General features: G+C 48.6%; 14 protein-coding genes and 1 pseudogene. 3 read left to right on the forward strand and 12 right to left on the reverse strand.

What is annotated here, in order from left to right:
* Positions 1-6: 6 nt before the first annotated feature.
* From A7589_RS05870 to dnaB, 6 genes are all read right to left on the reverse strand, one after another.
* Complete coding sequence (locus A7589_RS05870; RefSeq protein WP_000155671.1) at positions 7-363, reverse strand: MmcQ/YjbR family DNA-binding protein; 357 nt, start codon at positions 361-363, stop codon at positions 7-9.
* A gap of 3 nt (positions 364-366) precedes the next feature.
* Entirely contained in the window at positions 367-783 is a 417-nt protein-coding gene (locus tag A7589_RS05875) for a secondary thiamine-phosphate synthase enzyme YjbQ (RefSeq protein ID WP_000270381.1), read from the reverse strand.
* 110 nt (positions 784-893) lie between these two features.
* On the reverse strand, positions 894-1607 hold the full coding sequence (aphA, locus tag A7589_RS05880; RefSeq protein ID WP_010344812.1) for an acid phosphatase AphA: 714 nt from the start codon (positions 1605-1607) through the stop codon (positions 894-896).
* Positions 1608-1942: 335 nt separating this feature from the next.
* On the reverse strand, positions 1943-3136 hold the full coding sequence (tyrB, locus tag A7589_RS05885; RefSeq protein WP_108188762.1) for an aromatic amino acid transaminase: 1194 nt from the start codon (positions 3134-3136) through the stop codon (positions 1943-1945).
* 242 nt (positions 3137-3378) lie between these two features.
* Positions 3379-4458, reverse strand: coding sequence for an alanine racemase (gene alr, locus A7589_RS05890; protein WP_001147290.1), 1080 nt, complete (start codon positions 4456-4458; stop codon positions 3379-3381).
* A 52-nt stretch (positions 4459-4510) separates the two neighbouring features.
* A complete protein-coding gene (gene dnaB, locus A7589_RS05895) occupies positions 4511-5926 on the reverse strand; it encodes a replicative DNA helicase (RefSeq protein WP_000918355.1) in 1416 nt (471 codons plus the stop codon).
* Between the two features lie 82 nt (positions 5927-6008).
* Here dnaB and A7589_RS05900 point away from each other — a divergent pair, with 82 nt between their 5' ends.
* Positions 6009-6992 carry a quinone oxidoreductase gene (locus A7589_RS05900; RefSeq protein ID WP_000235547.1) on the forward strand — a complete coding sequence of 328 codons (984 nt, stop codon included), beginning with the start codon at positions 6009-6011 and terminating at the stop codon, positions 6990-6992.
* Between the two features lie 163 nt (positions 6993-7155).
* Here A7589_RS05900 and pspG read toward each other — a convergent pair whose 3' ends face one another.
* Positions 7156-7398, reverse strand: coding sequence for an envelope stress response protein PspG (gene pspG, locus A7589_RS05905; protein WP_000891404.1), 243 nt, complete (start codon positions 7396-7398; stop codon positions 7156-7158).
* A 135-nt stretch (positions 7399-7533) separates the two neighbouring features.
* On the reverse strand, positions 7534-8571 hold the full coding sequence (dusA, locus tag A7589_RS05910) for a tRNA dihydrouridine(20/20a) synthase DusA (protein ID WP_001528313.1): 1038 nt from the start codon (positions 8569-8571) through the stop codon (positions 7534-7536).
* 88 nt (positions 8572-8659) lie between these two features.
* Between dusA and A7589_RS05915 the strand changes: the two genes are divergently transcribed.
* Both A7589_RS05915 and A7589_RS05920 read left to right on the forward strand, forming a co-directional pair.
* The gene (locus tag A7589_RS05915) at positions 8660-9757 is read left to right on the forward strand and encodes a tyrosine-type recombinase/integrase (RefSeq protein ID WP_000332274.1); all 1098 of its coding nucleotides are present in this window, start codon (positions 8660-8662) and stop codon (positions 9755-9757) included.
* A gap of 61 nt (positions 9758-9818) precedes the next feature.
* Positions 9819-10067 (forward strand): DinI-like family protein, encoded by a 249-nt coding sequence (locus tag A7589_RS05920; RefSeq protein WP_001217553.1) that lies wholly within the window; start codon positions 9819-9821, stop codon positions 10065-10067.
* Here the strand turns inward: A7589_RS05920 and A7589_RS23475 are convergent.
* From A7589_RS23475 to A7589_RS05935, 4 genes and pseudogenes are all read right to left on the reverse strand, one after another.
* A pseudogene (locus A7589_RS23475) lies at positions 10064-10144 on the reverse strand (capsid protein); the annotation flags it as partial. The gene A7589_RS05920 and the pseudogene A7589_RS23475 overlap by 4 nt on opposite strands.
* A 40-nt stretch (positions 10145-10184) precedes the next feature.
* The gene (locus tag A7589_RS05925) at positions 10185-10472 is read right to left on the reverse strand and encodes a hypothetical protein (RefSeq protein WP_021568063.1); all 288 of its coding nucleotides are present in this window, start codon (positions 10470-10472) and stop codon (positions 10185-10187) included.
* Between the two features lie 43 nt (positions 10473-10515).
* Entirely contained in the window at positions 10516-11556 is a 1041-nt protein-coding gene (locus A7589_RS05930; protein WP_108188763.1) for a tail fiber domain-containing protein, read from the reverse strand.
* Between the two features lie 12 nt (positions 11557-11568).
* The gene (locus A7589_RS05935) at positions 11569-11838 is read right to left on the reverse strand and encodes a hypothetical protein (RefSeq protein WP_001544317.1); all 270 of its coding nucleotides are present in this window, start codon (positions 11836-11838) and stop codon (positions 11569-11571) included.
* Positions 11839-11936 lie beyond the last annotated feature (98 nt).

Consider the following 11936-nt stretch of genomic DNA (forward strand, 5'->3'; position numbering starts at 1 on the left):
TTCCTTTCAGAGTTGCACCAGCAATTTACGTTTTTCTTCCGGCAGCAAATTCACCGCCTGCTGATACGACGCATCGACCAGATAATAGATTTGCGAATCCGGCAACGATCCGTCGAGATATACGGTACTCCAGTGCGCTTTATTCAGATGTCGGCTGGGACGTACATCACTGTGCTGCTGACGCAGAAGATCCGCCAGTTCCGGGCTGGTTTTCAGCGAAACTGCCGGGCGATTTTCCACTTCTTTCACCATCGCAAACAGCACATCTTCCACTTTGATTTGCGTCGCTTTCCAGTCGCTGTGAACGCTCTGTTCAGCGCCAGGTTTTGCCATGCAATATTGTAGCAACTCCGATATGGTCATTTTTTACTCCCCTTGTAGTGTCGCGATGATGCGACGCGATCCGCCGTGGACACGATGTTCCCCCAGCCAGATACCCTGCCAGGTGCCGGTCTGAATACGTCCTTTATGCACTGGCAAAACAAGCGATACTCCCAGCATGGAAGATTTGATATGTGAAGGCATATCGTCTGCTCCTTCATAATCATGCTCATAGTTTCCGTTATCGGGAACAGTGCGGAGGAAAAAACGTTCCATGTCCTGGCGTACCGTGGGGTCGCAATTCTCATTAAGTGTCAGAGAGGCGGAAGTGTGTTGCAGCAACAGGTGCAGTAAACCGACATTAACACGCGGCATATCAGCCAGTTGATTCAGAATTTCATCCGTTACCAGATGAAACCCACGAGATTTGGCGCTAAGCGTGAGCGTCTTTTGATACCACATGTGCTGCTCCTTGATAAAACTCTCTTATTCAGTTTGCAGCAAGACAGCGAAAGGATAAAGGTGTGATTAAAAAAACAGCATTCGGGAGAGTGAAACACTCTCCCGCACTATCAGTATTCTGAATTAACGATCACCTCTTCACCAAAAGCACCCGCTTGTGGCAAGGGTTTGTAGGTAGAGTTGGAGGCACGCAGAATACGGATACCACGAATGCCGACATCACGCGCAGCAGTCATATCATTATCGGAATCGCCATAAAACATTCGGATATTTTTATCCTGCAACCACTGCGTTTTCGTGTTTTGTCCTGGTTTATCACCCGCAAAAATTACCGGATTCATACTACTTGCCGGAATGTGGAAATCATCGGCTAATGTTTTTGAAACCGTTTCTGTTTTCGTTGGACTACGACCAGTCACAAAAAAGATGGTATCGCCACGGCGGACATGTATATCAATCAGCTGACGTGCGACCTCTTTTGGAATGCTGAATTCATCCCAACCGTTGTTCATCTTTTCCCAGAATGCCGGGTTTTTCAGATAATCTTCGCTTTCTGGTGAGAATATTTTCTTGCCGCGCCAGAATCCGGGGCTGGAAAACAAAACGGTATCATCGATATCAAATCCAACCGCCATCGGCGGGCGACCGGCAAGGCTATTTTCAATTTGTGCGACTGATACCCAATGGACAGGTGCCTGTTCAGCGAGTCTGGCAACATTAGTGCCGGGATTAAGCGGTGAAGGTGAAGAGGCCAACGCAACAGCAGAACTGTTTAGAGCGAACAATAAGCAAACGGCACTCAATGCCTGTGTGATCTTGCGCATATTTTTCCCTAAATAGTCAGTAAGTTGAAACTTTTTATTATGAAGTTTGTTGAAAAAGCCATCTGACCATAACGCCAGCAGCAAGGGAAAGGAAGGATTATCTGCGGCTTTTGTGAAGAAAGGGAGAAGGATCACATGAGACCAGCCCGTGTTTGTGACTATTTAATAACTTAATATATTTCCATGGTATAAAAATGTTCGGAAATAAAACGCCTATTTTATTCACTTTTATAAGAAATAAGTCTTCATCTCCTTCGTACTATTTGCCTGGATAATACATAGCACCCCTTATTTATAATAGAGCAGGCGGCTTTTCAACCGCCTGCTGGTTAACCTTACATCACTGCAGCAAACGCCTTTGCAACGCGCTGCACGTTCGCAGAGTTAAGTCCGGCAACACACATACGACCGCTGGCGATCAGGTAAACGCCAAACTCCTCGCGCAGGCGATCGACCTGGGCGGCGCTTAAGCCGGTATAGCTGAACATGCCGCGTTGCTTAAGCAGGTAATCAAAATTGCGCTCCGGCATCTCAGTGCTCAACACCCGCACCAGTTGCTGACGCATTGCCAGAATACGGGTTCGCATTTCTTCTACTTCTGCCAACCAACTGGCTTTCAACGCCTCATCGTTCAGCACCGTTGCCACTACCTGTGCACCAAAATTCGGCGGGCTGGAGTAAATACGGCGCACAGTAGCTTTCAGTTGCCCCAGCACGCGACCTGCGGCTTCAGCATCTTCACACACCACCGAAAGACCGCCGACACGCTCGCCGTACAGGGAGAAAATTTTCGAGAATGAATTGCTTACCAGTGCAGGTAATCCGGCGCTGGCAATGGCGCGAATGGCGTAGGCATCTTCATCCATACCGGCACCAAATCCTTGATAGGCGATATCGAGGAATGGGATAAGCTCGCGTGCTTTGAGAATTTCAATGACCGCGTCCCATTGGTCGTTGGTGAGATCGGCGCCCGTTGGGTTATGACAGCACGGATGCAGCAGCACAATACTGCGGGCAGGCAATGTTTTCAGCGTCGCCAACAGATCGTCAAAGCGCACACCGTTGGTCGTTTCATCATACCAGGGGTAAGTGCTCACTTCGAATCCAGCCCCGGCGAATATTGCTACGTGGTTTTCCCAGGTGGGATCGCTGACCCACACACCTGAATCCGGGAAGTAGCGTTTCAGGAAGTCAGCCCCCACTTTCAATGCCCCTGAACTGCCAAGCGTTTGAATAGTCGCCACGCGCTGTTGTTGTAACACCGGATGATTAGCGCCAAACAGCAGTGGTGCAATAGCATGACGATAGCTGTTAAGCCCTTCCATCGGCAGATAAAGTGAAGCGCCATGAGGCTGCGCATTCAGGCGCGCTTGCGCTTCTTCGACGGCTTTTAATTGTGGAATAATCCCGTCTTCGTTGTAGTACAGACCGATACTCAAATTCACTTTGTCGCTGCGAGGGTCTTCTTTAAAACGCTCCATAAGCGAAAGAATCGGGTCGCCAGCGTAGGCGTCAACTTTTTGAAACACGCGATGGTTCTCCAGGTTTACGGGCAGGTGGTTAAAACACAATAAACCGGAAGATGGGGAAGATCGAGAGTATGTTTAACAACGAGCGGCAACTAATAACACTGCGAGGCTGATAAAAAGCGCAAAACCTCTAAAGACAAGAACGACAAGAGTGTATCAATTTATTGAATTTACATAGCTTTGCAGGCCGGATAAGGTTTTCACACCGCATCCGGCACAGACAATCAACTATTGCAGAACGATTAATCCACGTATTTCATCGCCACCCTTGACGTCAGGCGCGTGATAAGTTCGTAAGCACTCACTTTCGTCATTTCTGCGATACGCTCTACGGGCAGACCTTCGCCCCATAAAATGACCTGATCCCCGGCTTTATCCTGCGCCTGTGGACCTAAATCTACGCAGATCATGTCCATCGCGACTCGCCCCACAATCGGCACTTCGCGACCGTTCACCAGCACTGGCGTACCGGACGGCGCGGCGCGCGGGTAGCCATCGCCATAGCCCATCGCCACCACGCCAAGGCGGGTATCGCGCTCGCTAATCCAGGTGCCGCCATAGCCTACCGGTTCACCTGCTTTATGCTCACGCACGGCAATCAGGCTGGAGGTCAGTGACATCACTGGCTGGCAACCGAAATCGGCACCGGTGGAGCCATCTTCCAGCGGTGATACGCCATAAAGAATGATGCCTGGGCGCACCCAATCAAAATGCGACTGCGGCCATAACAAAATTCCGCCCGATGCGGCGATTGAACGCTTGCCAGGTCTGCCTTCGCAAAAGGTATTGAAGATATCGAGTTGTTTCTCAGTCGCACCACATTTTGGCTCATCGGCACGAGCAAAGTGGCTGACAATATTCACCGGCTGGCGAACATTTTTACATTGCGTAAGACGTTGATAAAACGCCTCAGCTTGTTCCGGTAACACGCCCAGTCGGTGCATACCGGTATCGAGTTTCATCCAGACGGTAACTGGCTCCTCCAGATTGGCCTCTTCCAGAGCAGCAAGCTGTTCTTCGTTATGCACAGCGGTATGCAGATGTTCAGCGGAGATCGTCGGCAGATCGTCAGCTTCAAAAAAGCCTTCCAGTAACAAAATAGGTTGCGTGATGCCCCCCGCCCTAAGCCGCAGGGCTTCTTCGAGACGGGCAACGCCAAAGGCGTCGGCATCGGGGAGCGTTCGCGCGGTCTCAATCAGACCGTGACCGTAGGCGTTCGCTTTCACCACCGCAACCAGTTTACTGGCAGGTGCCAGTTCACGCAGACGTTGCAGGTTGTGTCGCAGAGCGCGGCGGTTAATCACAACAGTTGCCGCTTGCATTTGTGTTCCTTGATAAGTGTTTGCTTTAATTACCTAATTCATAAAATAATTATTATTCGTCGTCGTACTGTGGTCCCGCGTAGTTGTCGAAACGCGACCATTGACCGTTAAAGGTCAGGCGTACCGTCCCGATTGGGCCGTTACGTTGTTTACCGATAATAATTTCCGCGATGCCTTTTAAGTCACTATTTTCGTGATAAACCTCATCACGATAGATAAACATGATCAAGTCCGCATCCTGCTCGATGGAGCCGGATTCACGCAGGTCGGAGTTGACCGGGCGTTTGTCGGCACGTTGTTCCAGAGAACGGTTCAACTGAGACAGCGCCACCACCGGCACATTCAGTTCTTTCGCCAGGGCTTTTAGCGAGCGGGAGATTTCTGCAATTTCCAGCGTACGGTTGTCTGAAAGCGCCGGTACGCGCATCAATTGCAGGTAGTCGATCATGATGAGTCCGATGCCACCGTGTTCTCGGGCAATACGCCGCGCGCGGGAACGCACTTCCGTTGGCGTCAGACCGGAGGAGTCATCAATGTAGATATTACGTTTTTCGAGCAAAATGCCCATCGTGCCGGAAATGCGCGCCCAGTCTTCATCATCCAGTTGCCCGGTACGAATTTTGGTCTGGTCAACTCGCGACAACGATGCCAGAGAACGCATCATAATCTGTTCCGATGGCATCTCCAGCGAGAAGATCAATACTGGTTTATCCTGCAACATCGCCGCATTTTCGACGAGGTTCATAGCAAATGTCGTTTTACCCATCGACGGACGCGCGGCGACGATGATCAAATCCGACGGCTGCAAGCCAGCGGTTTTTTTGTTGAGATCGTCATAGCCGGTATTTACCCCGGTAACGCCATCGTGTGGCTGCTGAAACAATTGCTCAATACGCGCCACCGTGGCGTCGAGCACATCGGCGATGTTCTTCGGCCCTTCGTCTTTATTGGCACGGCTTTCGGCAATTTTAAAAACGCGGGATTCAGCAAGGTCGAGCAAGTCTTCGCTGGTGCGCCCTTGCGGATCAAAACCGGCTTCGGCAATCTCATTCGCAACAGAGATCATCTCGCGGACAACGGCACGTTCGCGCACGATGTCGGCATAGGCACTGATGTTCGCTGCACTTGGCGTATTTTTTGACAGCTCCGCCAGATAAGCAAAACCACCAACACTATCAAGTTGCCCCTGACGTTCCAGCGATTCCGCCAGGGTGATCAGGTCAATTGGGCTACCGCTTTCCTGCAAACGCGCCATTTCGGTAAAGATATGGCGGTGCGGACGGGTGTAGAAATCATCTGCCACCACTCGCTCGGCCACATCGTCCCAGCGTTCGTTATCCAGCATTAAACCGCCCAACACCGACTGCTCCGCTTCGATCGAGTGCGGAGGCACTTTCAGCCCGGCAACTTGTGGATCGCGATCGCGGGGTTCAGCTTGCTGTTTGTTGAAGGGTTTATTTCCTGCCATATTGAATGGAGTTACCGAGATAAAGAATGGGTCGAAACTTTACCATATGAAGCAGACCCTGACGATACGTTCTGGAGGACACATGGCAACACGAATTGAATTTCACAAGCACGGTGGCCCGGAAGTACTTCAGACTGTGGAATTTACTCCTGCCGATCCGGCAGAGAATGAAGTCCAGGTCGAAAATAAAGCCATTGGCATCAATTTTATCGACACGTATATCCGCAGCGGCCTTTATCCGCCGCCATCGCTACCCAGCGGATTAGGCACCGAAGCGGCTGGCATTGTGAGCAAAGTCGGCAGCGGCGTGAAACATATTAAAGCAGGCGATCGTGTGGTTTATGCGCAGTCAACGTTAGGGGCTTACAGCTCTGTGCATAACGTCAATGCCGATAAAGCGGCAATTCTGCCAGCGGCGATCTCTTTTGAGCAAGCTGCCGCGTCGTTCCTGAAAGGCTTAACGGTTTATTATCTGCTGCGCAAAACGTATGAAATCAAACCTGACGAACAGTTCCTGTTCCATGCGGCTGCTGGCGGCGTGGGCTTAATTGCCTGCCAGTGGGCAAAAGCCTTAGGGGCAAAACTTATTGGCACTGTTGGCAGCGCGCAAAAAGCGCAAAGTGCATTAAAAGCGGGAGCGTGGCAGGTAATTAACTATCGCGACGAAAATCTGGTCGAGCGATTAAAAGAGATCACCGACGGCAAGAAAGTGCGCGTGGTGTACGATTCCGTAGGCAAAGATACCTGGGAACGGTCGCTGGATTGCCTGCAACGTCGCGGTTTAATGGTCAGTTTTGGTAATTCATCAGGCGCGGTGACGGGGGTGAACTTAGGCATTCTCAATCAGAAAGGCTCGCTGTATGTGACACGCCCTTCCCTGCAAGGCTATATCACCACGCGGGATGAGTTAACCGAAGCCAGTAACGAACTGTTTTCATTGATTGCCAGCGGCGTGATTAAGGTCGATGTCGCAGAGCAGCAGAAATATCCGCTGAAGGATGCGCGGCGTGCGCATGAGATTCTGGAAAGCCGGGCGACGCAGGGTTCCAGCTTACTGATCCCATAAAGAAATTGGGCTTCCACCTGGGAAGCCCTTTCTTTTATAGTTCGGCTGTATGTAGGGTACAGCACGATGAATCTGTTAGAGGCGCAATAGTGACAGATTTGATAATCAATTCCTATTTTGTTCTAAGGATAAAACCTTAGGTTGTGATCATCCGCACAATCCCTTAGTAACGCCAGCGGTCATAACGCTGATATTTCGGCACTTTTGGTGCTTTAATCGCCTTTATTACCCACACTACTGCAATCGCCAATAGCAGCCACGGCAGCAACTTGATCATCAACGCCAGCATACCACCGAGGAACATAATGGCCGTCGCCACAACCAGCGCGGCGATAATGCCCAGCAACGAAACGCCGGTGACCATCAACATGACAAAAAAGCCAATCACAAAAAGTAGTTCCAGCATGATGTTCTCCCAAAAATGAAATCTCTTGCAGCCATTACAAGAATCATGCCAAAACCTAACATTATGATTTATAAAAAAATATGCCCCGCGACGGTGCGCAGGGCATAGTGAATTTGACTACTTTGTGGTGAAAAATTAACGCTTATCCGCCACCAGTTTGAGCGCATGTTCCAGCACGTTAATGTCAGCACCCGCTTTATGAGCATTTTCACTTAAATAACGACGCCACTGCCGCGCACCAGGAATACCCTGGAACAGACCCAGCATATGCCGGGTAATATGACCGAGATATGTCCCCTGGCTAAGCTCACGCTCAATGTATGGGTACATAGCGCGCACCACCGCCACCGGATCGGCATCGGTATCCGAGGAACCAAAGATCTCTCGATCTACCGCCGCCAGAATCCCCGGATTCTGGTACGCCTCACGCCCAACCATCACACCGTCCATATGTTGCAAATGCGCTTTAGCCTCTTCCAGCGACTTGATGCCACCGTTAATCGACATCGTCAGATGCGGAAAGTCACGCTTCAGTTGATAGACGCGCGGGTAATCGAGCGGCGGGATTTCACGGTTTTCTTTCGGACTTAACCCAGAAAGCCAGGCTTTACGCGCGTGGATGATAAACATCTCACATTCGCCTTTACCGGAAACGGTGTTGATAAAATCACAAAGAAATTCATAGCTGTCCTGGTCGTCAATACCAATACGCGTTTTCACCGTGACTGGAATCGACACTACATCGCGCATCGCTTTCACGCAGTCGGCTACCAGTTGTGCATTACCCATCAGGCACGCGCCAAACATCCCGTTCTGTACCCGGTCAGACGGGCAGCCGACATTCAGGTTGATTTCATCGTATCCACGCGCTTCCGCCAGCTTCGCACACTGCGCCAGCGCCGCTGGATCGCTACCGCCCAACTGCAACGCCACCGGATGCTCTTCTTCACTGTACGCCAGGTAATCACCTTTACCGTGAATAATTGCCCCCGTGGTCACCATTTCGGTATAGAGAAGCGTATTACGGGAAAGCAGACGCAGGAAATAACGGCAGTGTCTGTCCGTCCAGTCGAGCATAGGAGCAATGCTAAACCGAGAACTCCCGTAAGCGCCAGTTTTCTCAGGCATCGCGCTGGTTTGATTAGTTTTCTGTGTTTCAGGATTATCGTGCATTTTTGAACATTTCAGGCTATTTTTCTCGCGTTAGGTTCCCGCACAGGTTCCCACGATTTATGGGAACCCGAAATAACGAGGTCGTGTAATGGCGTACTATAACATAGAGAAACGACTAAAATCCGATGGCACACCACGCTATCGCTGTAATGTGATTATCAAAGAAAAAGGTGTTATCACTTACAGGGAAAGCAAAACATTCCCTAAACATGCCCATGCCAAAACATGGGGTACACAGAAAGTGATGGAATTAGATCTATATGGCATTCCATCATCAAATGCAGTTGACGGACTTACAGTCCGTGACTTACTACACAAATATTTAAATGACCCAAATGCCGGAGGTAAAGCAGGTCGTACTAAAAGATATGTGCTGGAACTGCTTATGGATAGTGACATCTCCGCGATCAAACTATCCGAACTGACAGAAAATGACGTAATTGAACATTGTAGGCTAAGAAACAACGCTGGTGCAGGTCCAGCAACAGTCAGCCACGATGTTAGTTATCTTGGCAGTGTTCTGGATGCGGCAAAACCTGTATACGGAATTAATTACACATCAAACCCGGCGAAAAGTGCTCGTCCATATCTACTTAAACTTGGTTTGATTGGTAAATCAAACCGTCGTAATCGTAGACCGGCATCTGATGAACTGGACATGCTCATTGAAGGTCTTCAACAACGATCTACACATAAATGCTCAAAAATTCCGTTCGTTGATATCCTCAAATTTTCTGTGTGGTCCTGTATGCGAATCGGAGAAGTATGCCGGTTACGATGGGAAGATCTCGACCAGGAACAAAAATCTATACTCGTAAGAGACAGGAAAGATCCACGCAAAAAGGAAGGCAACCACATGAAAGTAGCCTTGCTTGGGGAAGCCTGGGATATCGTCCAACGACAGCCCCAAAAATCGGAATTCATTTTTCCATATAACAGCACTTCTGTTACTGCGGGATTTCAGAGGGTAAGAAGCAAATTAGGTATTAAAGATCTGCGATACCATGATTTGCGTAGAGAAGGGGCAAGTCGCTTATTTGAGGCTGGTTTTAGTATTGAGGAAGTCGCCCAAGTTACAGGGCATCGTTCATTAAACGTGCTATGGCAGGTATATACCGAACTGTATCCGAAATCTTTACATAATCGTTTTGAAGAGCTCCAAAAGAGCAGAAATAAGACCTCTTGACACTGTTTATCCATACAGTTAAAAATAACACTGTATACAAACACAGTATAGAGGGACTTTTATGCGTATTGAAATCTGCATAGCCAAAGAAAAAATGACTAAAATGCCAACCGGTGCTGTGGATGCGTTAAAGGAAGAATTAACCCGACGCATCAGTAAACGTTATGACGATGTAGAGGTGATCGTAAAAGCCACCAGCAACGATGGCCTTTCTGTTACGCGCACCGCCGATAAAGATTCAGCTAAAACTTTTGTTCAGGAAACTCTGAAAGATACCTGGGAGTCTGCTGACGAGTGGTTTGTTCACTAATTAACACGTAAAATCGGTAACGGCTGGAAATCATTCAATACTCGCACTATCGAAAGTTAACCAGCCAGCCGCAGTATCCTATCATGACAAGTTACTGCGGCTTTTTACTTTTTATATTTAACGGATCAACATCCAGATCAGCAGACACGCCACCACCGGCACAGCAAAATCCATCAGGCTTGCCACATCCCATGCACGTGGATCAAAACCGCCCCACCACGGCATATTCATACGCTTGCCATGCCCGAACATTTCAATCCAGCGATATTCTGCCTGGGTGTGTTCACGCGCAATGAAGAACGTACAACCGGCTATCGCTCCGTAAGCCCAGTTCCCGGTAAAAAGACCAATCAGTAGCTGCGCAGCCACAGCACAAAGTGCATGAAGGAAAGGTGTTATATCCATTTTCATCCTACCCAATAAAACGGGGCGCTCGGCCCCCTTAATATTATTTGGACGCAAGCGCCGCCTCAATTGCAGATAATCTTTGTTTTAATTCTGCGTTTTCTTCTTCCAGTGCTGTTATTCTGTCGTCTGACTCTCTGGCTACCTGAACAAGCAAACCCGTTACGCCTGAGTAATCGACGGTATAGTATCTTTCTCCCTCTTCTCCATCAGACCCATTGTCCCCGCTCTTGTACTTTATTGTGCTACCAACTGATTCAGGGATTGCATTAAGTGCCTCTTGCGCAATAACGCCAGCATAAGGCATACCATTAGACTTGAGACGGTAAGTATACCCATTCATTAATCTGATGCGCTCAGTGGCATTATCAATAACCTGAATGTTTTCTTTAAGATCTCTGTCCGACACCTGGTCGAATGATGTTGCCTTGCATGGCCCGTTTATCTCAAGCTGATAGGTTTTATCTGGGTTCCTTTGTGCATAAAACAAAAAAAGCCCGCCATCATCCCTAATTTCATAAACAACTGGACGACTGGAATTTCCCCATAATAACGTCGACACACCAGAATACGCCGTACCTTGCGTGTTTAATGTCATGGTTGACCCATGATTAGCGTATTTGATTTGTAATGTGTCTGTATTATCAAACTTAATAAGCGCGTTACTTCCCCGCACACCATACGACATGAGACAGTTCCCCATTTTCAGATAACCTGAAGTACCAGGGAAGATCATTGTTCCGCCGTAAAGGTTGGTAAAATCCCAGCAAATATTTTCACCGTTATCGTTCAGGTTAAGGCGCGCCATTGCGTTCCCTGGACTGTCTATCCATTTTTTAAGGTATAGTTCGCAATACGCATCCTCAACACCTGCCGTCCTGTGAGTTGAGCGAAGTTTTCGCCCAAATATAGCTCCGCTAGTTGGCAATACCTGCTGATACCATGAAGCAGACCAGTCACCAACGGTTTCATCTTTGCTGTCTACATATGATTTTGTTGCGTAGCTTCCTTGATCGTTTTGTAGTTTACTAACATCGGATTTTAGCGTTTTGATGTCATCAGGAATTACTGTTTTTGTAACCATTGTCTTACTCCATTAAGCCCATGTCCTTACATGCTGATCTGTCGTAATGAAAGGCATTAAAGAAGATATGTTTTTACTGCCATCAACAATCCTCATGTTTACGAAAAAACCACCGCGATCAATGCCTGTACATCTTTCGTTTTCTGGCTCCTCGTAATCAATAATGCAGCCAATAACATCAACAAGAACCCCATTTTCTTCTTCAAGACTGAACAGGCCACTGTCATATACAATTGCGTTAAACTGTTCTCTGTTATCGAATCGTAATGTTATATCCCGCATTATACGTATTCCTTAAGCTGCGTATCTGACAATGCTCTGTTCCAGAAACGGAGGTTTTTTATATGACCATTAAGGTGTCGTAATCCTGTCGTCGTTTG

The sequence above is a fragment of the Escherichia sp. MOD1-EC6475 genome, assembly GCF_003046645.1.
GTDB classification, from domain to species: Bacteria; Pseudomonadota; Gammaproteobacteria; order Enterobacterales; family Enterobacteriaceae; genus Escherichia; species Escherichia ruysiae.

Bases quoted from the DNA above. Each gene is read 5' to 3' on its own strand.
- A7589_RS05870 (WP_000155671.1), bottom strand. From the start codon at position 363: ATGACCATATCGGAGTTGCTACAATATTGCATGGCAAAACCTGGCGCT.
- A7589_RS05875 (WP_000270381.1), bottom strand. From the start codon at position 783: ATGTGGTATCAAAAGACGCTCACGCTTAGCGCCAAATCTCGTGGGTTT.
- aphA (WP_010344812.1), bottom strand. From the start codon at position 1,607: ATGCGCAAGATCACACAGGCATTGAGTGCCGTTTGCTTATTGTTCGCT.
- alr (WP_001147290.1), bottom strand. From the start codon at position 4,458: ATGCAAGCGGCAACTGTTGTGATTAACCGCCGCGCTCTGCGACACAAC.
- dnaB (WP_000918355.1), bottom strand. From the start codon at position 5,926: ATGGCAGGAAATAAACCCTTCAACAAACAGCAAGCTGAACCCCGCGAT.
- A7589_RS05900 (WP_000235547.1), top strand. From the start codon at position 6,009: ATGGCAACACGAATTGAATTTCACAAGCACGGTGGCCCGGAAGTACTT.
- pspG (WP_000891404.1), bottom strand. From the start codon at position 7,398: ATGCTGGAACTACTTTTTGTGATTGGCTTTTTTGTCATGTTGATGGTC.
- dusA (WP_001528313.1), bottom strand. From the start codon at position 8,571: ATGCACGATAATCCTGAAACACAGAAAACTAATCAAACCAGCGCGATG.
- A7589_RS05915 (WP_000332274.1), top strand. From the start codon at position 8,660: ATGGCGTACTATAACATAGAGAAACGACTAAAATCCGATGGCACACCA.
- A7589_RS05920 (WP_001217553.1), top strand. From the start codon at position 9,819: ATGCGTATTGAAATCTGCATAGCCAAAGAAAAAATGACTAAAATGCCA.
- A7589_RS05925 (WP_021568063.1), bottom strand. From the start codon at position 10,472: ATGGATATAACACCTTTCCTTCATGCACTTTGTGCTGTGGCTGCGCAG.
- A7589_RS05930 (WP_108188763.1), bottom strand. From the start codon at position 11,556: ATGGTTACAAAAACAGTAATTCCTGATGACATCAAAACGCTAAAATCC.
- A7589_RS05935 (WP_001544317.1), bottom strand. From the start codon at position 11,838: ATGCGGGATATAACATTACGATTCGATAACAGAGAACAGTTTAACGCA.